The organism is Collinsella sp. AF04-24, assembly GCF_003465685.1.
In the GTDB taxonomy this organism is placed as follows: domain Bacteria; phylum Actinomycetota; class Coriobacteriia; order Coriobacteriales; family Coriobacteriaceae; genus Collinsella; species Collinsella aerofaciens_AP.
Genome location: NZ_QSBK01000014.1, coordinates 24,628 through 47,700, shown reverse-complemented (window position 1 = coordinate 47,700; position 23,073 = coordinate 24,628). Strand labels below are relative to the sequence as shown.

At 61.2% G+C, this 23,073-nt stretch carries 19 protein-coding genes; 12 read left to right on the top strand and 7 right to left on the bottom strand.

Annotated features, from left to right (window positions below; translation table 11 throughout):
• Positions 1–31: 31 nt before the first annotated feature.
• Positions 32–3,778 carry a phosphoribosylformylglycinamidine synthase gene (locus DWV32_RS06890; protein WP_117629658.1) on the top strand — a complete coding sequence of 1,249 codons (3,747 nt, stop codon included), beginning with the start codon at positions 32–34 and terminating at the stop codon, positions 3,776–3,778.
• A gap of 99 nt (positions 3,779–3,877) precedes the next feature.
• A complete protein-coding gene (locus DWV32_RS06885; RefSeq protein ID WP_117582905.1) occupies positions 3,878–4,813 on the top strand; it encodes a DMT family transporter in 936 nt (311 codons plus the stop codon).
• A gap of 100 nt (positions 4,814–4,913) precedes the next feature.
• Here DWV32_RS06885 and DWV32_RS06880 read toward each other — a convergent pair whose 3' ends face one another.
• From DWV32_RS06880 to DWV32_RS06865, 4 genes are all read right to left on the bottom strand, one after another.
• The gene (locus DWV32_RS06880; RefSeq protein WP_158566105.1) at positions 4,914–6,056 is read right to left on the bottom strand and encodes a diguanylate cyclase; all 1,143 of its coding nucleotides are present in this window, start codon (positions 6,054–6,056) and stop codon (positions 4,914–4,916) included.
• Positions 6,057–6,246: 190 nt separating this feature from the next.
• Positions 6,247–7,269: a 2-keto-3-deoxygluconate permease gene (locus tag DWV32_RS06875; RefSeq protein ID WP_117645720.1), complete on the bottom strand. Its 1,023-nt coding sequence runs from the start codon at positions 7,267–7,269 to the stop codon at positions 6,247–6,249.
• Between the two features lie 141 nt (positions 7,270–7,410).
• Positions 7,411–7,734, bottom strand: a complete 324-nt coding sequence (locus tag DWV32_RS06870) for an AzlD domain-containing protein (RefSeq protein ID WP_117582902.1) — start codon at positions 7,732–7,734, stop codon at positions 7,411–7,413.
• The gene (locus DWV32_RS06865) at positions 7,724–8,380 is read right to left on the bottom strand and encodes an AzlC family ABC transporter permease (protein ID WP_255413120.1); all 657 of its coding nucleotides are present in this window, start codon (positions 8,378–8,380) and stop codon (positions 7,724–7,726) included. The genes DWV32_RS06870 and DWV32_RS06865 overlap by 11 nt, the downstream gene beginning before the upstream one ends.
• Positions 8,381–8,542: 162 nt before the next feature.
• Here DWV32_RS06865 and DWV32_RS06860 point away from each other — a divergent pair, with 162 nt between their 5' ends.
• Positions 8,543–9,355 carry an HD domain-containing protein gene (locus DWV32_RS06860; RefSeq protein ID WP_117582900.1) on the top strand — a complete coding sequence of 271 codons (813 nt, stop codon included), beginning with the start codon at positions 8,543–8,545 and terminating at the stop codon, positions 9,353–9,355.
• On the opposite strand, the gene DWV32_RS06855 is transcribed toward DWV32_RS06860, so the two are convergent.
• Genes DWV32_RS06855 through DWV32_RS06845 form a run of 3 tightly spaced genes read right to left on the bottom strand, consistent with a single transcriptional unit; the run spans position 9,352 to position 12,977 of the window.
• Positions 9,352–10,557 carry an electron transfer flavoprotein subunit alpha gene (locus DWV32_RS06855; RefSeq protein ID WP_117563499.1) on the bottom strand — a complete coding sequence of 402 codons (1,206 nt, stop codon included), beginning with the start codon at positions 10,555–10,557 and terminating at the stop codon, positions 9,352–9,354. The genes DWV32_RS06860 and DWV32_RS06855 overlap by 4 nt on opposite strands.
• Entirely contained in the window at positions 10,558–11,379 is an 822-nt protein-coding gene (locus DWV32_RS06850) for an electron transfer flavoprotein subunit beta/FixA family protein (protein ID WP_233540428.1), read from the bottom strand. It abuts the gene before it with no gap.
• Positions 11,376–12,977, bottom strand: coding sequence for an FAD-binding oxidoreductase (locus DWV32_RS06845; protein WP_117757681.1), 1,602 nt, complete (start codon positions 12,975–12,977; stop codon positions 11,376–11,378). The genes DWV32_RS06850 and DWV32_RS06845 overlap by 4 nt, the downstream gene beginning before the upstream one ends.
• A 345-nt stretch (positions 12,978–13,322) precedes the next feature.
• Between DWV32_RS06845 and DWV32_RS06835 the strand changes: the two genes are divergently transcribed.
• The 9 genes from DWV32_RS06835 (at position 13,323) to DWV32_RS06795 (ending at position 23,061) form a co-directional block, all read left to right on the top strand.
• Positions 13,323–13,619: a hypothetical protein gene (locus DWV32_RS06835; protein ID WP_089573322.1), complete on the top strand. Its 297-nt coding sequence runs from the start codon at positions 13,323–13,325 to the stop codon at positions 13,617–13,619.
• Positions 13,616–14,125, top strand: a complete 510-nt coding sequence (locus DWV32_RS06830) for a hypothetical protein (RefSeq protein ID WP_117629648.1) — start codon at positions 13,616–13,618, stop codon at positions 14,123–14,125. Before DWV32_RS06835 ends, DWV32_RS06830 begins: the two co-directional genes overlap by 4 nt.
• Positions 14,126–14,215: 90 nt before the next feature.
• Positions 14,216–14,815: a hypothetical protein gene (locus DWV32_RS06825; protein WP_089573324.1), complete on the top strand. Its 600-nt coding sequence runs from the start codon at positions 14,216–14,218 to the stop codon at positions 14,813–14,815.
• A gap of 46 nt (positions 14,816–14,861) precedes the next feature.
• A complete protein-coding gene (locus DWV32_RS06820) occupies positions 14,862–15,077 on the top strand; it encodes a hypothetical protein (protein ID WP_147325188.1) in 216 nt (71 codons plus the stop codon).
• A gap of 18 nt (positions 15,078–15,095) precedes the next feature.
• On the top strand, positions 15,096–16,526 hold the full coding sequence (locus DWV32_RS06815) for a hypothetical protein (protein WP_117645731.1): 1,431 nt from the start codon (positions 15,096–15,098) through the stop codon (positions 16,524–16,526).
• A 118-nt stretch (positions 16,527–16,644) separates the two neighbouring features.
• Positions 16,645–17,361: a DUF554 domain-containing protein gene (locus tag DWV32_RS06810; RefSeq protein WP_187361837.1), complete on the top strand. Its 717-nt coding sequence runs from the start codon at positions 16,645–16,647 to the stop codon at positions 17,359–17,361.
• A gap of 87 nt (positions 17,362–17,448) precedes the next feature.
• Positions 17,449–19,203, top strand: a complete 1,755-nt coding sequence (locus tag DWV32_RS06805; protein ID WP_233540427.1) for a TerB N-terminal domain-containing protein — start codon at positions 17,449–17,451, stop codon at positions 19,201–19,203.
• The gene (locus DWV32_RS06800; RefSeq protein WP_117645733.1) at positions 19,196–20,500 is read left to right on the top strand and encodes an ATP-binding protein; all 1,305 of its coding nucleotides are present in this window, start codon (positions 19,196–19,198) and stop codon (positions 20,498–20,500) included. Before DWV32_RS06805 ends, DWV32_RS06800 begins: the two co-directional genes overlap by 8 nt.
• 116 nt (positions 20,501–20,616) lie before the next feature.
• A complete protein-coding gene (locus DWV32_RS06795; RefSeq protein ID WP_117757679.1) occupies positions 20,617–23,061 on the top strand; it encodes a DEAD/DEAH box helicase in 2,445 nt (814 codons plus the stop codon).
• Positions 23,062–23,073: the final 12 nt, after the last annotated feature.

The window sequence follows — 23,073 nt, the reverse complement described above, 5'->3', positions numbered from 1 at the left end:
TACGCCCAACCGATCAGGAAGGCAGGAACCAATGGTCTCTCGTATCTACGTGGAGAAGAAACCCGGGTTCGACGTCGAGGCTCAGCAGCTCAAGGGCGAGCTGACCGAAATCCTCGGCATCAAGGGCATCGAGGCCCTGAGGATTATCAACCGCTACGACGTCGAGGGCATCGACAAGGAGCTTTTCCGGTCCTGCGTGCCGACCGTCTTTAGCGAGCCCCAGGTCGATGTGACCTACGACGAGCTCCCCGCAAGCGATGACGCCGTCTTTGCCGTCGAATTCCTGCCTGGCCAGTTTGACCAGCGCGCCGACTCCGCCAGCGAGTGCGTGCAGCTCATCAGCCAGGGCGAGCGCCCCGCCGTGCGCTCCGCCAAGGTCTATATGATCTCGGGCGCTCTGGACGAGGCCGCCATTGATGCCATCAAGCACTACGTGGTGAACCCCGTCGAGGCGCGTATCGCCTCGCTCGACCTGCCCGAGACGCTGTACATGGAGACCCCCGAGCCCCAGCCCGTCGAGGTGCTCGACGGTTTCCGCGAGCTCGACGAAGCCGGCCTTGCCGCCTTTATTTCCGAGCGCGGCCTTGCCATGGACGAGGCGGACATCGCCTTCTGCCAGCAGTACTTCCGCGATGAGGATCGCGACCCCACCATCACCGAGATCCGCGTGATCGACACCTACTGGTCCGATCACTGCCGCCACACCACCTTCGGCACCGTCCTGGACGACGTGACGATCGACGACGCCGTGGTGCAGCAGGCCTTCGACCGCTACATGGAGATGCGCCACGAACTCGGTCGCGACACCAAGCCCGTCTGCCTCATGGACATGGGCACCATCGGCGCCAAGTACCTCAAGAAGACCGGCGTCATGACCGATGTCGACGAGTCCGAGGAGATCAACGCCTGCACCGTCAAGGTGAAGGTCGATGTCGACGGCGAGGACCAGGACTGGCTGTTCCTCTTTAAGAACGAGACCCACAACCACCCGACCGAGATCGAGCCCTTCGGTGGTGCCGCCACCTGCGTGGGCGGTGCCATCCGCGACCCGCTGTCGGGCCGCAGCTACGTGTACCAGGCCATGCGTGTCACCGGCGCCGGCGACCCCACCGTCCCCGTGTCCGAGACGCTCGAGGGCAAGCTGCCGCAGCGTAAGCTCGTGACCACTGCTGCCGCCGGCTACTCCAGCTACGGCAACCAGATCGGCCTTGCCACCGGCCAGGTCAACGAACTCTATCACCCCGGCTACGTCGCCAAGCGCATGGAGGTCGGCGCCGTCGTGGGCGCCACCCCGGCAAACCACGTGCGTCGCGAGTGCCCCGCCCCCACCGACAAGATCATCCTGTTGGGCGGCCGCACCGGCCGTGACGGCATCGGCGGTGCCACCGGCTCCTCCAAGACCCAGAACACCGAGTCCATCGAGACATCGGGCGCCGAGGTCCAGAAGGGCAACGCCCCGGTCGAGCGCAAGCTGCAGCGCCTGTTCCGCCGCGGCGATGCCTGCCGTCTGATCAAGCGATGCAACGACTTTGGCGCCGGCGGTGTCTCGGTCGCCGTAGGCGAGCTTGCCGACGGCCTGTATGTCGACCTTGATACCGTGACCAAGAAGTACGACGGTCTTGACGGCACCGAGCTCGCCATCTCTGAATCCCAGGAGCGCATGGCCTGCGCCGTCGCCGACGGTGACGTCGAGGAGTTCATGGGCTACGCCGCCGAGGAGAACCTGGAGGCGACCGTTATCGCCGAGGTTACCGCCGAGCCGCGCATGCGCATGGCCTGGAACGGCGTCGCCATCGTCGATCTGTCCCGCGAGTTCCTCAACTCCAACGGTGCGCCCAAGCACCAGGTCGCCCACGTCTGCGCCCGCAGTGTGTGGCAGCCCAGCTGGGCCGGTACCACGCTCGCCGAGCGCATGACCTCGCTCGTCACCGACCTCAACGTCGCTTCCAACAAGGGCCTTTCCGAGCGCTTCGACTCCACCATCGGCGCCGCGACCGTGCTCATGCCCTTTGGCGGCAAGACGCAGCTCACCCCGAGCTCGGCCATGGTTGCCAAGTTCCCCGTGGACGGCGAGACCACCACGGCGAGCGCTATGGCATGGGGCTTCAACCCCTACCTGATGGAGGCCGACCAGTTTGCGGGCGCCTACCTGTCCGTGGTTGAGTCCATCGCCAAGCTCGTGGCTGCCGGCTTTGAGCACAAGCGTGCCTATCTCTCCTTCCAGGAGTACTTCGAGCGTCTGCGCACCGAGGCCGAGCGCTGGGGCAAGCCCATGGCAGCCGTCCTGGGCGCCCTTATGGCCCAAGTCGATCTGGGTGCCGGTGCCATCGGCGGCAAGGACTCTATGAGCGGCTCGTTTGAGGACGAGGCCGGTGAGCTCAACGTTCCGCCGACCCTGATCAGCTTCGCTGTGGCCGTGGGCAAGGCCGCCCGTGCCGTCTCGCCCGAGTTCAAGGGTCTGACGCATCGCGTCGTGCGCATCGCCCCCGCCACCTATGGTGAGGACTACCGCCCCGACGCTCAGCAGCTGCTCGCCGCGTTTGACGCCGTCGAGGCGCTCACCGCCAACGGCGACGCCCTGGCCGTCTCCACGCCCGGCTACGGCTGCGGCGTCGAGAGCCTCTTTAAGATGTGCGTCGGCAACCAGATCGGCATCGAGCTTGCCGAGGACGTGGACGTGGAGAGCCTCTTCACCCCGCTCTACGGCAGCTTTATCGTCGAGCTCGCCGAGGACGCCGAGCTGCCCGAGGTCGCCGACGGCGTTGTCGTCGAGCCCCTGGGTACCACCGTCGAGGGCTATGTCATCGACACCGGCTCCGAAGTCATCGAGCTCGCTGAGCTCCAGGAGGCCTGGGAGAGCGGCATCGAGGGCGTCTTCGCCTACCGCAGCACCGGCGAGACCGCCGAGGTCGAGACCATCGACTTCCGCGCCAAGGATATCCACGTGTACGGCGGCGCCAAGATCGCCCGCCCGCGCGTAATCATCCCCGTGTTCCCCGGCAACAACTGCGAGTACGACAGCGCCCGCGCCTTCCGTGCCGCCGGTGCCGAGGCCGACACCTTCGTGATCAACAACCTCACGCCCGAGGCCGTCGCCGAGAGCACCCACGAGCTCGCCCGCCGCATCCGTGCAAGCCAGATCGTCATGATCCCCGGTGGCTTCTCGGGCGGTGACGAGCCCGATGGCTCCGCCAAGTTCATCACGGCGTTCTTCCGCGCTCCCGAGGTCACCGAGGCAGTCCGCGACCTGCTCAAGGCCCGCGACGGCCTGATGCTGGGCATCTGCAACGGCTTCCAGGCTCTGGTCAAGCTCGGCCTGGTGCCCTACGGCGACATCGTCGACGCCACGCCCGATGCGCCCACGCTGACGTTCAACACCATCGGTCGCCATCAGAGCCGCCTGGTGCGCACCCGCATCTCGTCCAACCTGTCCCCGTGGCTGTCGCAGTGCAGCCTCGACGACCCCTACACCGTCGCCATCAGCCACGGCGAGGGCCGCTTTGTCGCCAACGACGAGGTGCTCGCCCAGCTGATCGCCAACGGCCAGGTCGCCACGCAGTACGTGGGCGAGGACGGCAAGCCGAGCATGGACCTTTCCATCAACCCCAACGGCTCCGCACTTGCCATCGAGGGCATCACGAGCCCCGACGGCCGCGTCCTGGGCAAGATGGGCCATGCCGAGCGTCGCGGCGACAACCTGTACCGCAACGTGCCCGAGCATGTCCCCGGCGACAAGTTCATGCCGATCTTTGAGAGCGGCGTAGCCTACTTCGCTTAAAGCTTTCCCATCGGGTACAATCCCCTCGGGTAACAACACCCGCCACCGGCACACCCGGTGGCGGGTTCTTTTTTGCTTCGCGCATACAGGAAGGACACCATGGAAAGCCGCAAGCCGTATCTCGCCACCCTGCCCGGACTCATCCTGGGCTGCCTTGTTTGTTGCGCGCTCTGGGGGTCGGCCTTTCCCTGCATCAAGATCGGCTACGCACTCTTTGGTATCCCGGCGCACGATAGCGCCTCGCAGCTGCTCTTTGCGGGCTTGCGCTTCACGCTTGCCGGCGCCCTGGTTATCGTTGGGATGAGTGCGGCCCAACGCCGCCCCCTCATTCCGCAGGCTCGCGACATCAAGCCCATCTTTGTCTTGTCGCTCTTCCAGACTATCGGGCAGTACTTCTTTTTCTATCTGGGCCTCTCGCGCGCCAGCGCCATGTCGAGCTCCATCATCGAGGCCAGCGCCAACTTCCTCGCAATCCTCTTTGCCGCCCTGGCATTTCACACCGAGAAGCTCAATACGGCCAAGGTGCTTGGCTGTGCGCTGGGCTTTGCCGGCGTCGCGCTCGTCAACCTCTCGGGCGCAGATGGCACCTTTGGCTTCAGGCTCGATGGCGAGGGCTTTATCCTAGCCTCCACTGTCGCGGGTGCTCTTTCGACCTGCCTGATCGGCATCTTCTCGCGCAAGCACGACGGCGTCTTGCTTGCCGGGTGGCAGTTCTTGGTCGGCGGCCTGGTCCTCACCGCCATCGGCTTTTTGATGGGTGGCGCGCTCTCCCCCACGGCGATTGTCCCCGCCATCGTGCTCATCATCTACATGGCGCTTATCTCCGCGGTCGCCTACTCGCTGTGGTCGCGCCTGCTTGCCGTCAACCCCGTCAGCCGCGTCTCGGTCTTTGGGTTTATGAACCCGGTCTTTGGCGTACTGCTGAGCGCACTGCTGCTTGGCGAGGGCGCCGGCACGAGCCCCGTTACCGTCATCGTTGCCCTGCTCTTGGTCTGCAGCGGCATCATCATCGTCAACAAACCCAAAAAAGCCTAGCGAACTGCCCTTATTTAGCAGAGAGATTCACATACTTTAGTTTAATGGAGTACATCGGTGAGCTGAAGGCCACCACGCACGCAAGCGTGCGCCCCTTTTTCTAGCGTATCTGGACGCCGGCTTTCTTTTTCTCGGCCTTGACGCGGTAGAGCTCCGCATCGGCAGCGCGAAGCAAGTCTTGCCAGGTATCGACACCGTCACCGACCCGTGCGTAGCCGATGGACATCCGCAACAGATACGGCACGTCGGCACGTGCGAGCTCATCGCTGATTGCCGCACACAGGCTTATGATGTCCTGCTCCGCCGTCGCCTTTTGGAGCACCACGAACTCATCGCCGCCATAACGTGCGATAAAGCCGCCAGACGCCGAGCAGACTTCTTTGAGCGCAGCGGATATGACCTGAAGAGCGTGGTCGCCCTCCACATGCCCATAGCGATCGTTAATCTGCTTAAAGCCGTCGGCGTCCATCATAAGCAGATATACATCTTCGGCCTGATCCACATTTGAGAAGAGCGACAGCATATAGGTCTCAAAACGGTTGCGATTGTTAAGTCCAGTCAACGGGTCGGTCGAGATGAGCTGCTCCTGGTAGATGATGTAAAGCAGCAACATGCTAATCATTATGCCGACACAAAGGCCGGGCACCGAGTATACGACCTGAAAGGTACCGCCCACCAGGGCCGGAATGGCGAAAAATGCCAAGGTTCGATAGATGGCCTTCGTCTGCAGGCTCTCGACCCTGCGAGATTGCACAAACGCATGCAGGGACGTATGTATAACGTAACAGTAGCTGACGATGGGCTGGATCATATAGGCAAAGCCGCGACGATACACGCCCTGCGAATCGATATAGAACAGGGCGTGCGTCCAGTAACTGGTAAACGCCAGCACGACCACCAGAGCCGTAGGCAACGCTACAAGCACCACCCTATAGCGCGAGGTCAAAAGACGAGAACCCTGCACCGTCTCGGAATAGATAAACCAAATGAGACACGCGATAGCAAAGAGCGAAAACGAAACCGCGTTGGAAATCCAGTTGGCAGCAATGCCCAACGTGCCGTCCACACCGTCCGAAAGCGTCCAGATCATATCGAATAATATGTACGCGGCAGAGGTGTAGCCAAGCATGCTAAACAATAGCTGCTGGGTGCTCGAGAACAAGGAGCAACGACTTCGCACGGCAAGCCCGATAAGAACAATCATGCATAGCACGAATATCTCAATCTTGAGTGCCTTAACCACTAGCGCCATCCCTTCAATACCCAAGTGGTCAGAATCGCCCAATTCGAATCAGGGCAATAAACACCCCTTTACTCCGCAGGGGTAAAGGGGATAATAGCAGAGCGCCCGAACATCACTGCAAAACAATTTCTGTTCGGGCGCCCATACGGCGCGAATTGCACACGCCGGCATCATTGATGGGTATCGATTGCTACTCGCCATCGATGTCAGTCGCGACGGCCTCCTCGATGGCCTCGACACCGACAGGCGACAGATCCTCCTTGCCTTGGCAGAACTTCTTGTCGACCCAGCCAGTCAGAATCGGAGCCATGATCGCCGTGATGATAACGGCGGTGGCGATCTGAGCGTACGCGGTGGGCGCAAGCTCGGCGTAACGCGGTGCGACCTCGGCGAGGGCAACCGGTGTGGTCATAGCCGTGCCGGCAATGGTGGAGCAAGCCACAGCGGCCTTGCCATTGCCGCCGCACAGACGCTCGAACGCAAAGGTGATGGGACCGACGACAAACAGCGTGACAAGGCCCAGCAAGATGCCGGAAATACCGCCGGTGATAAAGCTCGACAGGCTCATGGACGCACCGAGCTGAAATCCGATGACGGCAATCGCGGGATTGGCACCGGGAACCAGCAGGTTCTTGATAAACGGGAACAGGTTGCCCAGAACCATGCCAATAACGAGTGGCAAGATGGAGCCGATAATGGTGCCAATGGGAATGTTGGCGAGGCCGGAAACACCGAGGATGATCATCGTGACGGCGGGGCCAGCCGTAAAGAACAGGATACCGACGGCGCCCTGCTCGGACTCATCGCCGAACTCGCCCATGATGCCCGTATAGAGCGCCATGTTGCAAAACGTGATGCCGCCGATGATAGACACGGAGCTCAGACCCAGGAAGTTGTCGTTAAAGAAATATGCCACGCCCAGGCCGAGAGCCGCTGCGACGACCAGCTTGGGGATCAGCACGACGATACCGGTCTTGATGGCACCCGGCGTGGACTTAAAGCTGATGCCGGCGCCCACAAACAGCAGGATCGCGGCGACGATGGTATTGGAGCCACCGCGGCAGGCAGCCGTAAAGAAGCCGCCGATCTCAAAAACCTGCGGGCAGAAGGTGTTGAGCAAAAGACCGACGATCATCGGATAGATCATGATGTCGCCCGGGATGCGCGGGACCTTGAATTTCTTTTGCTCGTTGGCGGTCGCTTCCTGTGCCATGAAACCCCCATTTCCGCTGACGGGGTACAAAAGCCCACGTCACGCTTTGCTACAGTAAAGTTTGACCATGGTACCAGAAGAAATAGACCAGCTCGGTGAAAAATTGGATTCGTTGGCCGGGATGCTAAACGTGTCCCGCTCTTATACGAGGCTCAAAACGATATAGAGCACGATGCCCGAAACACAGCACCACAACATCGACTTTGTCCTGATTGCCACCACCACGACGCCGGCAGCCGCAATCCAGGGAACCAAGGCAGGCCAGAGTCCCGCGTCGAACGCCCCGGGGCTCACCAAGTCGTTGGCGACCAGCGCGGCAAAGGCAGCGGGCGGGATATAACCCAGGGCCTCGGTAATGCGGGGCGACAGCGTTCTCCCGCGCAAGGCAAACGCCGGCGCGATGCGAAAGAACGCGATAGCAGCCCACGACGACAGCCACAGAACCAAGAACTCGTTAACGGGCATCGCGGGCACCTCTTCCGTCTAATACAGCATCGCACGCCAGCGCAATGGCAATGCCGACCACGACGCTTGCCGGCACGGCAATATTCGTGAGGCCCAAGAACTTGCATACGGCGACGGACACCGCGCCCGAAACCGCCGCGACAACGTTGCCGCGCGACAGCCGCTGCGAAAAGAGTAGACAGATAAAGAGCGACGTGCAGACGAAACTCGCAATAGCGGTGGGAACATCGACAACGGCACCGACGATGGCACCCATCGTGCACGAAGCGCCCCATGTCGCGATGAGGATCACGTTGAGCACGAAGGATTCGCGCGGGCCCCAATCCTCCCCCTCAACCAGCTTGGCAAGCGAGATGCCGTATGCCTCCTCGGTGAGCGTCGCGGCAACAGCCAGCGTCTGACGCTTCGAGGCGCCCGCCAGATGGGGTGCGATCGATGCCGAGTAAAGAGCGAAGCGCGAGGAGATGGCGGCGACGCTCGCGATAATCGAAGGTGCCGGTACGCCCGCCAGCCAAAGATTGCAGATCATAAACTGGCCGCTGCCCGTCACAAACGTGCTGCTCAGAGCAAAGACCATCCAGGGCTCCATTCCCGTCTGCCCCATGATCATTCCGCACGGCGCGCCTATTGCAACATAGGTAAGCATCACTGGCCAGACGATTTTAAAGATCCTAAGGACCATGCCACTCCCATTCTGGTAAGTCGTCTGCAGCGCGCCTTGCAACGCAGCAGAAATATCAACCGGTGGCAATAAAGTTCACCTACAATTGCCACCGGATCGAAAGACACAACTTTTTAGGAAGTCATTATGACAGCTATCGATCGAGACCGGGCGCGCGCGGCCTTCAAAAGCTACACCGATGCCTACGACGCCACCAACCCACGCATCGCGCTCAAAATCGAGCATACGTACCACGTGGCCGAGGCATGCGATGCCGTAGCGCGCGAGCAGGGCTGGTCGTCAGAAGATATTGACCTGGCATGGCTTTGCGGCCTGCTGCACGATATGGGCCGCTTTGAGCAGCTGCGACGCTGGGACACCTTTAAGGACGCCGAGAGCATGAGCCATGCAGTGCTGGGCATCGAGGTCCTCTTTGGCGAGAATCCCGCCGATGCACCCGCCGTAATGAGCATCCGCGACTTTATCGATGACCCGGCAGAAGATGAGCTCATCCGAGCGAGCATCGCCTATCACAGCGATTTCCGTCTACCCGCACAGCTCGACGAGCGCACGCGGAGCTTCTGCGACATCGTGCGCGATGGCGACAAGATCGACATTATGCGCACCATCGCCGACAGCACCGTCGACACCGTCCTCAAGGTGGATGAGGACACGTTTCTCGCCAGCCACTTCTCGACACCGGCGCTTACCGCCTTTGACGAGCACCGCTGCGTCGCGCGCGATGAGCGCGATGAGCCCGCCGACTTCTTGGTGGGGCTTATCTGCTTTATGTTTGAGCTCGTCTATCCGGCAAGCCGCGCGCTGGCGCGCGAGCAAGGCGATATCTACCGCCTGCTCGACGCGCCCTTTGGCATTACGCGGCCCTTTACCGACCCCGCCACGCAGGCAACCTGGAGCCGCCTAAAGGACGAGATGCGCGACTGGCTGGCGCGTGCCTAGCGCTCAAACTGGGCCAGCAGCTCCTCGACGACCTCGACGGCATCACCGACAACCTTGTACTGGGCAGCACCAAAGATGGGGGCATCCGGGTCCTCGTTGATGGCGATAATGCACTCCGCCCCACCGATGCCGGCAAGATGCTGGATGGCGCCCGAAACACCGATACTCACGAGAAGCTTGGGCGAGACCGATACACCCGTCTGGCCAATTTGGTGGCGATACTCCAACCAGCCTGCCTCCACAATGGGACGCGTGCAACCAAGCTCGGCACCCAGGGCATCGGCGAGCTTTCGCATCAGGGGCAGATTCTTCTTGGAGCCGATGCCGCGGCCCACCACGACCAGACGCTCGGCATCGGCAATTGAGGCCTGCTGTCCCCACTCCTCGGCGGGAATCGAGATCTCGACGCGGGCCTTAACGTCATCCGCAAGCACTACCTGGGTAATCGTGCCGGAGCGGCTATAGTCAAACTCGGGCGCCTTAAAGATGCCGGGGCGCACCGTTGCCATCTGAGGACGGTGGTTGGGGCAGATAATGGTGGCCATCAGGTTGCCGCCAAACGCCGGGCGCGTCTGCTGCAGCAGACCCGTCTCCGTATCCATAGAAAGCACCGTGCAATCGGCCGTAAGACCCGTCTGCAAGCGCACGGCCACACCGGGCGCCAGCTCGCGACCAAAGGCGGTCGCGCCGTACAGAATGGCCTCGGGCTTGCGCTCGGCTACCAAATCGCAGATCAAGCGAGCGTAGACCTCCGCGTCGTTCTGACGCAGGCGCTCGTCACGACAGACCAGAACTTCGTCCGCACCGGCGCAAATCAGATGCTCCAGGTCCCCGAGTGAGCCCTCGGGGCTCATGCCGACCAGTGCCACCAGACGGCAGCCGCGGGCATCGGCAAGCTCGCGCCCCTTGCCCATGAGCTCGAAGGCCACGGATGCAACGGCATCGTGCTCGTCAGTCTGCACGAAGATCCAGATGTCTCGATATGCGTCAAGGTCTGCCGCGCCGGCGGCCTCGTCGCGCTCAATCGAGATGGCGTTGACGGGGCAGGCGTCGACGCACCCACCGCACAGGATACAGCCGTCGGTTACGCGGGCACAGCGATTGGGGCGCTCACCCTCCACCACAATGCCGCCCGAGGCGCAGGCGCGAACGCAGCGACCGCAGCCGATACAGGCTTCGCTATCGATAATCAGCCCGCTCATCTATGCCACCCCCTCGATAATCTTGGCAAGTTTTACCGCCTGCTCGGACGCCGTTCCCTCGACGGCCTCGCACGTTTGGTCACGGTCGGGCACAAACGAGCGCACGACCTGCGTCGGTGATCCGGCAAGGCCGCAACGCGAGGGGTCGGCGTTTACGTCGGCAGCGCTGGCCACGCGCACGTCTGCATCCTCGGCCGCGCGAATACCGGCAATACTCGGCATGCGCAGCTGGCCAATCTCCTTGGCAGTCGTCATCGCACACGGCATCTCCAGGTACACCGTCTCCTCGCCGGCATCGCAGCCGTGAACGAGCGCCAGCGAGCCACACGTCGTAAATCCCGCGCTCTGCACACAGCTCACGTCGGTCACGCAGGGGACCCCAAAGGCGCCGGCCAGCTCGGGGCCGATCTGGGCCGTATCGCCGTCCACCGCCATCTTGCCGCAGATGAGCAGGTCAAAGTCCTCATCGAGTGCCTCGATGCCGCATTTGAGGGCATAGGTGGTGGCTAGGGTATCGGCGCCCGCAAAGGCGCGATCGGTCAGCAGCAGCGCGTCGTCGGCACCGCGGGCGATGCAGTCGCGCAGCAGCGATTCGGTCGCGGGGATGCCCATCGACACCACCGTCACACGCACGTCCATGCCAAAGCCGATAAAGTCGTCCTTCAGCGCTAGCGCACATTCGAGGGCACTTGCATCGAAGGGATTAATGACCGCCTGCTTGCCATCACGCACGATAGTATTGGTCTTGGGGTCCATCTTGACCTCGGTGCTTCCGGGCACCGCCTTGACGCACACCACCATATGGAAATCACTCATCTTCATGCGCCCCCTTTCTGGACGAGTTCATCCAAGAGCTTCTCCGTAAACAGGTTGCCGCGACCCAACTGGCCGGCAGGATCGAGCTGGAGTTTGAGGCGCGCCGACTCGACCATGGCCTCGTGGCCGTACATCGTCTCCAAGAAGCCCGCCTTGATCTTGCCGACGCCGTGTTCGGCAGAAACGGCACCGCCCATGGCCGTGACCTCGGAAGCCCACTGGGCAAAGAGCTCTCCACCACGACGGTAGTCTTGCGCATCGCGCGGCAGGATGTTCACATGCAGATGGTTGTTCCCGATGTGTCCCCAGGCAGCAGACTCAAGCCCGCTTTCGGCCAGCGTGCGGCGATAGAGGGCCATGACATCGGCAAGGCGTGCATTGGGCACCGACATATCCGATCCCAGCTTGGTAATGGTGGGGTCGGTGCGGCGACGCGCGTCAATGAGCATGTTGACGCTCTCGGGCACCGCGTGGCGGAAGAACCGCTGGCACTCGCGATCGACTTCGGTGCGGGCGACCCATGTCGCATCGTCGCGGCCGCCCGCAAACTCCAGCACCCATCCAAGGTGGTACAGCTCCTCGGTCGCCTGCGCCTCGTCATCGCAGTCGAGCTCCACGTAGACACAGACCTTTGCCTCGTCGTCGAGCGCCGGCAGCGAGGCAAACGCTGTCGACTGCTCGCGCTGGCGACGCAGGATATCCAGGGCGCCAGCATCGAAATACTCAATAGCGGCGGCATGGGACAGCACGGGACGCACGGAATCGGTAAAGGACACGGCCTTGTCTTCGCTATCGAAAAAGCAACTCACACCCCATACGACCGAAGGTGCCGCCTGCAGGGCGATCTCGAGCTCGGTAATGACGCCGAGCGTGCCGCACGCACCGATAAAAAGATCGATGGCGTCCATATCGTCCGCAACAAAATACCCCGAGGCATTTTTGGTCTTGGGCATGGTGTAGTCAGGAAGATCAAGCTCGAATGTATGACCCTCTGCCGTCACGAGCGACAGGTGGCGGCCCTGGGCAAAAGCCTCGCCGCGCTGAAGCTCAAGCAAATCGCCATCAGCCAGCGCGACGTGGAGTCCCGTGATATGCGGGCGCATGGGGCCGTAAGCGTAGCTGCGGGCGCCGGAGGCGTTGCATGCCGCCATGCCACCCAGACAGGCAGATGCCTCGGTGGGATCGGTGGGAAAGAACTGCTCGGGGGACTCTTGGAACTCCTCGTAGGCCTCAAGCGATGCCTGGTCCCAACCAGCGGTCGGCAGTACCTTCTTGCTCAGCTGCTTGCGCAGCTCCGAGAGCACAACGCCCGGCTCCACGCGCAGCAGAAATTGGCCTTGTTCATCGCGGCGAAGGCCCAAGTAGCGATTCATACGGGAAGTATTGAGGATATGCCCACCGTGGGGCACGGCACCGGCGGCAAGGCCGGTTCGGGCGCCCTGAACCGTTACCGGGACACGCTCGGCATGGAGCGTTTCCAAAATGGCACGGACCTCGTCTTCCGTTGTCGGAAACGAGATGCTCGATGCTTCGCCCGATGCACGAGATTCATCGCGGCCATACTCTTCGAACTCATCGGTGAAGGGTTTAATGGTTGCAGACACGCGAACTCCCCCTTTAGCTAACTACAGTGTTTGCAGGGAGATGTTACCGCATCGTTTCGTCGACGTGTTCGAGACCGTCTCCATAATTGGCGATTTTTACGTTTGTGCAATTCGGCGAACGGCAAGGCTTCCTCGGCAGACGATGCTTTTGACACATATCGCCCCGCCGTCGCCGACCGCTCGATTGTCGCTCGAAAAAAGTTGAAGTAATTTTCCCACCTTTTACCTGCGGAGATGTCAATCCGTCAAGCATTTGGTCAGAAATTGGTCAAGTAGCGGCTGATACGGTCGGCGTCGACAGCCAAAACCGATAGAAGTTTTGGCCCCAGAAGCAGGGAGGTTCCCATGGCATATTACTGGCCCCAGTACGGCGTCGCCATCGAGGTCGACGACGATCCCTATCTCCTGCCTTTCGACGAAGAGGCGTTCCCCGATACGGCGGTCTACCACGTCACCACCGATGTTATCTGCGACCCCGAGTCGTTCTCGGCGCTCGCCCACCACATCGCGCGTATCCACGACATCGAGCTCCCTCACGACTTTGACGAGCTCATCTACTCGCGCCGCCTGATGCTTCACATGCTCTTTGGAGCGGACCCGTCCACGTTCGCACGTGTCTACACCACCAAGGACGCCGCATGAGTGCGAAGAAGCCGCCCCGCCTCGCAGGACTGGGGCGTCGCAAGAAACTCGTCGTTGTCTGCCTGGCTATCGCCTGCGCCCTCATCGCCGTAGGGCTATACGCCTGGCAGTCGCAGCCCGTGCCCGAAGCGGGCGCCTCAGTCACGACGGCAGAGGGTAAATCGCGACAAGAAATCCAAGATGAGCTCGATGCCATCGTCCGCGACAACATGATGACGATTTCGGTCGCGCCGGTCGCTCAGCTACAGGAGGACGGCAAGCTGCGCGTCAACGTGCAAAACGTCCAAGACAATAAATTTCCCCAGCGATTCCGCGTCATCCAAAACGACGAGACCATGTACGAATCCGGTGTGGTCGAGACCGGCAAGACAATCGAGACGTGCCCCGCCGGCGACATCAAAGAAGGAGAGGCATACATCGAGATCCAGGCACTCGATGCCAAGACCCTCGACAGCCACGGCAATCCGACACGTGTCAAGGTACGGGTTGAGCAAGCCGAGAACTAGCTTTTTCGGCCGACGCGACACCGCACGCAATTCACCAGCATTCGTCCAATCATCGCGGGGACGGCCCGCGGCGAATAGAAAGGAACGACCATGGACATCACCAGGAACATGAACGGAGCCAGAGCGCTCGTCGTGGGCGCAGGGCTCGCGCTCGCGCTCGCAATGGGCGCCGCCCCGACGCCAGCTCTGGCAGCCGGGCGCGTTGGAACCACGAAAGTAATGGTCAGGACCGAGATCGACAACGTAGAGTTCAAAGTTCCGACGGTTATTCCCTTCGTCGCCAAGGCCGACGGCACGCTTCAGGGCCCCTCAGAAGACGCGACCACCATCGACAATCATTCGGCCTACGGCATCCATGTCACCAACATGAAGATCGACGCCATGAACACCTGGACCATTGCCGCCGACGCCAAGGCCGGAACCGCGCAGAATTCCATCGACTTTAAGGTCGGCCCCGACGGCGCACTCCAGAACGCCAGCGCCGCAATGCAGGAGACGGGCCTCGATCTTTCCAAGAATGCAGCCTTCGACATGGGCTACCAGGGCATTGCCGGCGGCACGGACAAAATTAAGCTCAAGACAAGCGGAAACGTCGCCCGCGTCACGCGCGACATCTTCCGCGTAACCGGCGAAGGCGATCAGGTTGCAACGATCACCTGGACGGTCGAGCCCGGTGCGCACACGGCATAAGGCCGTCGCCCTGGCCGCCGTCAGTATCCTAGCGTTTGGGCCAGCCATGGCCTTTGCCCAGCAAGAACAGGCGCAGGCCGCCACGCAAGTGACGGTCGACCTCTCGGAGCTCGACCGCGGCAACTGCAAGGAACCGTTGGCACAGACAGACGACAGACGATGGCTCTTGGCAGCAGGCGCCACGGCAGCAGGTGCGGGAACCGCCGGCCTCGGTCTGCACATCAAACGCAGCCAGAAACGAAACACGGACAGGCCGCACTAAATTAGCTAAGGAGACCCCATGGCATCGAAGAACCTTTTGCCCGTCGTCGCACTCTGCGGCGCGCTCGCAACCGGAACGCCTGTCGCCGCTTGGGCGACTCCCGTCATGGCAGACTCCTTACCAGCAGCCCTAAGCTCCGCACCAAATCCGTCGAGCGCCATTGCGTGCAAGCGTTTTTCGTTCGCACAGGCCGCAATCTCAACCTCGGGATGCCTTCGTCGTAATACGGACGGCTCGATAGTCGTGGATATCAATCGTTCGAACAAGGCAAACGGCTCCCAGGCGGGGTGCGCCGTCTGCACATGGCGCTCGATTGTGCTCGATGCAGATGGCGATCCGTGCGATTTGGGGTTGCGCATCGATATCGCTTCGGTCGATGACTCGGCGAACGGAGCGAAGGTCGCCTTCGACGGTGCGTTTTTCGAGAAAGGAGGCGGTATATGTCTGGGCTGCGCCGCCGCGAATGCAGACGATGTGCAGCCCACCCTCTCATTCACGGCATCGCTGCGGCTGACCAAGGCGGGCACCGATGCCATCGCGGCGGGAGAAGCATCCCTGCTGTTCTACGCCGTCAGCACCAAAGACACAGACGCTCATTTCGAGAAGTCAGCCGGATCACTCAGCCTTACACGAGGGATAGAGGCAGGCCCTATTGAAATCGATGCCCACGCGCAAAGCAGGCAACGCATTCTTGCCGACCCGGCGCTTCTCGAAATGGAGTGGAACGGATCCGGAGCCATCGGGATTGTCCCCTCCGCGCTTGACGCCAAGACGCTCCCCTCAAACGACGAACCCATCAACGCAACCATACAAGAAGAGAGCACGGACAAAGAAGCAGGTGCGGGCGACACGCCGTCGCCGACAAACAGCGTCCCAGCTTCTTTCGAAGCACCGAATGAGCCCGCTACCGGTCCAAACGATCCCGAGCTCGCGGACAGTCTGGGACTTGCTGATCCTCAGGAGATCGATGAAGGTAACTGCTGCGTGCTTGCCGCCCTCGACCACACAGAGGTCATCGATGCTGCAAACATCGAAGTTGCCGCCGCCAATCAGCCCGTCCGCAAGTCGGCCATCATCGCATTTCCCGAATCCATCGAAGTCGTCTTTTTGCCATCAGGCGAGGTCGTGGCCCCAACACTGCTCACCTTGTTGGGCGCCAAGAATACTCGAAACGAAATTAAAAAGGTCACGGTTGTCGACCCTGCAACCACCGCTAAACTGCGTTTATACGCCGTTGCCCCAGACGGAGGCAAGACCTTGGAATTCGATGGCGACACACTTCTAGCCTGGCGACGTCTGGACATTATGCAAGACGTCTCGTATCAGATCGAACTCGAAGGGTTTGATCGTGCCCGCGATGCCAATATCATCGCCGCGGCTATTGAATCCCCACAGCGGCTTATGACACTGCGCTTTGACTACTATCCCTATGTCCCGACAACCACCTGAGGCTTAAATGCTGCGCATCATTCCTAATACCACTTATATAACGTATTAGATGAGTCGCGATGTGCCTCGCATTTCGTTCTGCTACGATTGCCACGTTGGCATCAATACAGGAGGGCTCATGCCGGGCTTGGGAACAATCATCAACGTTGCGCTTTTAGTTGCGGGCGGTCTTTTGGGATTAGCGGGCGGCCGCTTCATTACACCGCGCATCCAAGACACGCTCATGAAAGCATCGGGGCTGTGCGTCCTGTTTATCGGCCTGGGCGGCACCATGCAAAAGATGCTCATCATCGATGGAAAGGCGCTAGCGACCACCGGTACCACCATGCTCATCGTCTCATTTGCGCTCGGTTCGCTCATCGGCGAGGCCATCAACTTGGAGGCCTCCATCGAGAACCTTGGCGAATGGCTCAAGCGCAAGACTGGCAGTGAGGGCGATAACGAGTTCACCAACGCTTTTGTCTCGACTTCACTCACCGTGTGCATCGGCGCCATGGCCATTGTGGGATCGATCCAGGACGGCCTGCTCGGCGACTGGTCAACGCTTGCCCTCAAGGGCGCACTGGACTGCATCATCGTCTGCACCATGACGGCCTCGCTTGGCCGCGGCTGCATCTTCTCAGCCCTGCCCGTCGCCGTGTTCCAGGGGACGATCACGTTGTTTGCCGGCGCGCTCTCCCCCATCATGACCACAGCAGCCCTCAACAGCCTTTCGCTCGTAGGCTCCATGCTCATCTTCTGCGTCGGCGTCAACCTCATCCGTCCTCAGACCTTCCGCACGGCCAATATGCTTCCCTCCGTCGTCATCGCCGTCATATACGCCCTCCTGTTCTAAATCTATCAACGCAGCGGTATCTCGAACATCTGTTTGATGCTGTGCTATGATATGAGGTCACCGTAGCTGCGTTCGAGAGGAGGAGCGGTGGCCGACCAGGACATCAAGATGCTCATCGAGCGCATTATGGCCGAGGCCCGGACCCATCAGTCCGCCCGCTTCTCAAACGAAACCTACGCAGACGAGCCGATTCTCAAAACCGGCCGACAGATGCAGAATTTCCTCCCCAACCAGTACCGTAAAATGCGCGAGATATCGCGCTGGCAGGATGACCCCAAGGGCGGTGCGGGCCGCTGGCTTTCGGAAGCCGAGCTTTTTTACCGCCAGGGCCTGCTGATGGCCGACTTTGAGGACGACTGTCCCTACAACGGCACCTTTAAGTCGTACTTTCCCACCTACAACGCCATGAGCGACCGGCAACTGCGCGGCTACTTTACCTGGCGTGCCCAAGTGCGCCGCGGAACCGTCGAGGAAACGTCTACGTCCTTTGCCTTTCTGTATCTCTATGAGCTGATCTGCGGCATTGGCGTAGATAATCCACTCGATGGTTTTAACAAGATCAAGGCTTTTTGGGATGTCTATCGCGCCTTCGAGCCCGGCATCGACCGGTTTGCGCGCGTGTGGCTGCAAGATTACGCCGTGTTCCACGGGCTCGACCCCAAGCTGCTTCGCGACTCTAAAACCGTCATGTTCGATAACGCCCTTATCGAACTGCGGCGCGCGGCACGAGACCTTGTACCGGCACCGTCCGGCCAGACCCCTAAGCGTCGCAAAACCTCCGAGCCCACGCTCCCCCTTCCGCCCGATGAGGTGCGCGAGGAGCGACTCATGGCCGCCATCAACGCCCTCTCCACGTACAACCTAAGTAGCTCGCGGCTCGACCGCAGCCACCACCGCGATCTGCGCCACGTGGCGTGCGCCGTGTATGTCCGCATGGCGCGCTACTATGACACGCACCGAAAGACCGGCATCGTGGCAAGTTTATTTGGGGAGGAGACGGCCATGCCCTACACCATGTTTGCCTCGGCCGTATTCTTTGCGCCCGAGCGCCACGAGGACTGCGAATACCGTCTGGACCCCATCCATATCTACCGTTGCCAAAACGGTTTTTGGGAATGCATGCGGATTCACGGCAGCAGACAAAAGAGCAGCAAACTTGGCGAGATGATGCGCGCCTGCGACCAACGCCTGCGCCTGGCCCTGGACCCTGCCCATCCCCTTAAGGAAGAAAAGGTCCCCAAATATCTGGCCAAGATTATCGATGACGAGATTGTGACATGGCTTTCGTGGGACGCTGCACACCAGCCCGTCAAGATCGATATCGATTTGAGCCAGCTGGGGCACATTCGGAGCGCTGCCGCACAAACGCGCGAAGCGCTTTTGATTGACGAGGAACGCGAGGACGGCGCGTCCGCAGAAGCCGAGGCAGCGGACTCAGGGCAACCGGAAGCCGAGCCCGTAGCCGACGCGACGGTCGAGGCGGTCGCGGCGGCCGCAGGGCAGGACGAGTCCGACGAGCCGACCATATCCACCGAACAGTTTGGTGTCATGGCACCGCTTCTCGCGCCGACGCCCGCGTTCGCAGCGGCTGCGCCCGCTGACGCCACGAACGAACTCGCGCTCGCCGCAGACGCCTATCTCCGCGCGCTGCTCGAGCACAACGCAGTACAGGCGGAATCGGCGGTAGTGCAATCGGAGCAGAGCGAGGACATGCTCGTCGATACCATCAACGAGGCGCTCTTTGACCTGGTGGGCGACACCGTAATTGAATTTAGCGCGGCAGGGCCGCAGATTATCGAGGACTACGAAGCAGACGTGAGAGGATACCTAGACCATGAGTGATACCGCATCCGCAGCACCTCGCGTGCCCAAGCGCGTCGCTGCCGTCATTCTCAACTCGCTCAAGGGCGGCGTGGTCCCGCGCATCGGCCTTCCTTACATCACCGTAGGCCGCGAGGTCGAGATCCGCGCCCTGCTCACCGATCTGAGCCTCATCGCCGACGGTGGCGCGAGCTTCCGCTTTCTGGTCGGTCGTTACGGCGCCGGCAAGAGCTTTTTGCTCCAGACCATCCGCACGCACGCCATGGGCGAGGGATTCGTCGTCGCTGATGCCGACCTGTCGCCCGAGCGCCGCCTGCAGGGCGGTCAGGGACAGGGCCTTGCCACCTACCGCGAGCTCATCCGCAATATATCGACCAAGACGCGCCCCGAGGGCGGTGCGCTCAACCTTATCCTAGATCGCTGGGTCGCCTCATGTGCCGACGTCGACGAGTCGGTCGTCAATGCCCAACTGGCCCCGCTCGAGGAGATGGTCCACGGCTTCGACTTCACCCGCATGCTCCGCCGCTATCGCATGGCCGCATCCGGGGGCGACGAAGAGACCATGAGCCGCGTGACCAAATGGATCCGCGGCGAATACCGCACCAAGAGCGAGGCGCGCGCCGAGCTGGGCTCCTCGACCATCATCAGCGATGACGACTGGTACGACTACGTCAAACTCATCGCGCGTTTTTTGGTTTGCAGCGGCTACAAGGGCATGCTGGTGCTCATCGACGAGCTCGTGAATCTGTATAAGATTCCCAATGCCATCACGCGCCAGTACAACTACGAGAAGATCCTGACCATGTACAACGACACACTTCAGGGCAAGGCGCAGTACCTGGGCATGATCATGGGCGGCACGCCAACCTCCATCGAAGACCGCCGCCGCGGCGTGTTCTCCTACGAGGCTCTGCGCAGCCGACTCGCTCAGGGTCGCTTTGCGCGCCAGGACCTTAAGGACATGCTCGCACCCATCATCCGCCTGCAGCCGCTCACCTACGAGGAGCTACTGGTGCTCATCGAAAAACTCATGCAAATTCACGCCGGCTACTTTGGCTGGACGCCCACGCTTACCGAGAACGACTTGGTGGACTTCCTCAAGATCGAGTTCGGTCGTGTGGGAGCCGACACGCATCTGACGCCGCGTGAAGTCATTCGTGACTTTATCGAGTTGCTCGACATCCTATGCCAAAACCCCGACGCCAACGTGGCCGAGCTGCTGCAAAGCGTCGGCGGCGACGCGCTGGCGCCGGCAGCCGCAACAGGCGACACCGATACCGCAGGCGGCGACCGTAACTTCGCCGAATTCACCATCTAACCTGCCAAAAAGGGACAGGTTTATTTTGGCAGGCTCTATCTGGGCAAACGTTGAAGCAGTAATGCAGCAAGCCACTGCCCGCCGCGTTGAGAGATTCGCTTTTGAAAGGAGGCCTCGTGAACGCCTTTGACCGCTACGCCCCGTTTATCCAAGACTTCATCTACTCCCACGATTGGGAGAGCTTGCGCTCTATCCAGGTTGCGACAGCTGATGCCATCTTTAACACGCAAGATAATGTGCTCCTGACGGCATCCACGGCTTCCGGCAAAACCGAGGCAGCCTTCTTTCCCATCCTGACCGAATTTTGGGAGAACCCGCCCGCGAGCGTGGGCGCCCTCTACATCGGCCCCCTCAAAGCGCTCATCAATGATCAGTTCGTCCGTCTCAATGACCTGTGCGAAGAAGCCGACATCCCCGTCTGGCACTGGCATGGCGATGTCTCGCAGTCGCACAAGGCCAAGCTCATCAAAAAGCCAAGCGGCATCTTGCAGATTACGCCCGAGTCGCTCGAGGCGCTCTTAATCCATAAGCACATGGCGATCCCGCGCATGTTCTGCGACCTACGCTATGTGGTCATCGATGAGGTCCACTCGCTCATGCGCGGCGACCGTGGCGGGCAGACGCTCTGCCTTATCGAGCGACTCTCGCGCATGGCCGGCGTACAGCCCCGACGCATTGGCCTTTCGGCCACCATCGGCGACCCCGAGCGCACGGGCGCTTTTCTCTCGAAGGGAACGGGGCGCGACTGCGTTATCCCCCGCTTTGAGGAACCGCGCCGCGTGTGGCGCATCTCCATGGAGCACTTCTACAACTCGGGCCCCCAGGCTCAGCAACGAGGATTCGTAGGCACAGGTCCACAAGAAGCCGAGGTGCTTGCTTGCGAGCGTATTGAGACGGCGGCGCCCGCGGCGCTGCCCGCATCCGGACAAGACATGTGCCACAGCGGACAGCTTACACAGGAAGAACACCGTCAACGTCGTGAGCAGGCGCGGGACAAGGCCGCTCCCAAAGACCGTCGCACTTCCTCGGCCCCCGAGGGCGAAGTCGACATCCCACGAGCGACCGAGCAGGCGCTTCTCAACCCCACCGACACGGCGCCCGACAACGCCGACCCCGGCATGGGCTATATCTTTGAGCATACGCGCGGCCGCAAATGCCTGGTCTTTGCCAACTCGCGCGAGGAGGCAGAGGCCGTGTGCTCCATGCTGCGCAGCTACTGCGAGAGCCGGCACGAGCCCGACCGTTTTCTCATCCATCACGGCAATCTTTCGGCATCGCTACGCGAGACGGCCGAGGAGCTCATGCGCGACGAGGAGCAGACGCAGACAACCGTCACCACCTCTACGTTGGAGCTCGGTATCGATATCGGCCGCCTGGAGCGCGCCTTCCAGATTGACGCGCCGTTTACCGTCAGCTCCTTTTTGCAGCGCATGGGGCGCACAGGCCGTCGCGATCTTCCGCCCGAGATGTGGTTTGTCATGCGCGAGGAAGAGCCCGAGCCGCGCACGATGATGCCCGAAACCATTCCCTGGAAGCTCCTGCAGGGTATCGCGCTCGTACAACTCTATCGCGAGGAAAAGTGGGTCGAGCCACCCGAGCTCGATCGTCTCCCCTACAGCCTGCTCTATCACCAGACTATGTCGACCCTCGCCAGCACCGGCGAGCTCACGCCGGCCGAACTTGCCCAGCGCGTGCTCACGCTCAGCTATTTCCACCGTGTCTCGGCAGACGATTACCGTGTGCTGCTACGTCACCTCATTAAGATCGACCATATCCAGGTCACCGAAGGTGGCGGGCTCATCGTGGGTCTCGCGGGCGAGCGCATCATCAACAACTTTAAGTTCTACGCCGTGTTCCAGGAAAACGAGGAGTTTACCGTCCGGAGCGAATCGGCTGAGCTGGGCACGATCGTTAATCCGCCCCCGCCCGGTGAGCGCATCGCCATCGCCGGACACTGCTGGATTGTCGAGGAAGTGGACTGGAAGCGCCACACTGTCTTTGCCACGCAGGTCAAGGGCCGGGTGCCGGCCTACTTTGGCGACTGCCCCGGCGACATTAACACGCATGTGCTCGAGCGCATGCGCAAGGCGCTCAACGAGCACGCGACATATCCGTACCTTATGGGTAACGCACGGGCCCGCTTGGCGCAGGCTCGTCATACGGCCGAGATTTCGGGTGCGGGAACCAAGCCGCTCATCAACCTGGGCGGCGATACCTGGGTGCTCTTCCCCTGGCTGGGCAGCTACGCCTTTTTGGCGCTCGAGCGCATGCTCAAGATTAAATGTGCCGCGGAGCTGGGCCTTCGCGGACTCGACTCGTCACGCCCGTACTTTATGCAGTTTAAGATGAAGGCCGACGAGGAGACGTTCTTTGAGGTGCTCGCCGCCGAGGCCGAGAAGGACTTCGATCCCATCGAGCTCGTCTATCCTGGCGAGGTGCCTTACTTTGACCGCTACGACGAGTTTGTTCCCGAAGAGCTCGTGCGCAAGGGCTTTGCCGAAGGCGTGCTCGACATAGAGGGCATGAAGCAGCGTGTCCGCAGCTGGTGCGACCACGCCTAGGACCAGTCTTTT

Bases quoted from the DNA above. Each gene is read 5' to 3' on its own strand.
- DWV32_RS06865 (WP_255413120.1), bottom strand. From the start codon at position 8,380: ATGCTTACCTATGTTGCAATAGGCGCGCCGTGCGGAATGATCATGGGG.
- DWV32_RS06850 (WP_233540428.1), bottom strand. From the start codon at position 11,379: ATGAAGATGAGTGATTTCCATATGGTGGTGTGCGTCAAGGCGGTGCCC.
- DWV32_RS06830 (WP_117629648.1), top strand. From the start codon at position 13,616: ATGAGTGCGAAGAAGCCGCCCCGCCTCGCAGGACTGGGGCGTCGCAAG.
- DWV32_RS06825 (WP_089573324.1), top strand. From the start codon at position 14,216: ATGGACATCACCAGGAACATGAACGGAGCCAGAGCGCTCGTCGTGGGC.
- DWV32_RS06885 (WP_117582905.1), top strand. From the start codon at position 3,878: ATGGAAAGCCGCAAGCCGTATCTCGCCACCCTGCCCGGACTCATCCTG.
- DWV32_RS06820 (WP_147325188.1), top strand. From the start codon at position 14,862: ATGGCCTTTGCCCAGCAAGAACAGGCGCAGGCCGCCACGCAAGTGACG.
- DWV32_RS06835 (WP_089573322.1), top strand. From the start codon at position 13,323: ATGGCATATTACTGGCCCCAGTACGGCGTCGCCATCGAGGTCGACGAC.
- DWV32_RS06875 (WP_117645720.1), bottom strand. From the start codon at position 7,269: ATGGCACAGGAAGCGACCGCCAACGAGCAAAAGAAATTCAAGGTCCCG.
- DWV32_RS06855 (WP_117563499.1), bottom strand. From the start codon at position 10,557: ATGAGCGGGCTGATTATCGATAGCGAAGCCTGTATCGGCTGCGGTCGC.
- DWV32_RS06890 (WP_117629658.1), top strand. From the start codon at position 32: ATGGTCTCTCGTATCTACGTGGAGAAGAAACCCGGGTTCGACGTCGAG.
- DWV32_RS06810 (WP_187361837.1), top strand. From the start codon at position 16,645: ATGCCGGGCTTGGGAACAATCATCAACGTTGCGCTTTTAGTTGCGGGC.
- DWV32_RS06870 (WP_117582902.1), bottom strand. From the start codon at position 7,734: ATGCCCGTTAACGAGTTCTTGGTTCTGTGGCTGTCGTCGTGGGCTGCT.
- DWV32_RS06860 (WP_117582900.1), top strand. From the start codon at position 8,543: ATGACAGCTATCGATCGAGACCGGGCGCGCGCGGCCTTCAAAAGCTAC.
- DWV32_RS06815 (WP_117645731.1), top strand. From the start codon at position 15,096: ATGGCATCGAAGAACCTTTTGCCCGTCGTCGCACTCTGCGGCGCGCTC.
- DWV32_RS06800 (WP_117645733.1), top strand. From the start codon at position 19,196: ATGAGTGATACCGCATCCGCAGCACCTCGCGTGCCCAAGCGCGTCGCT.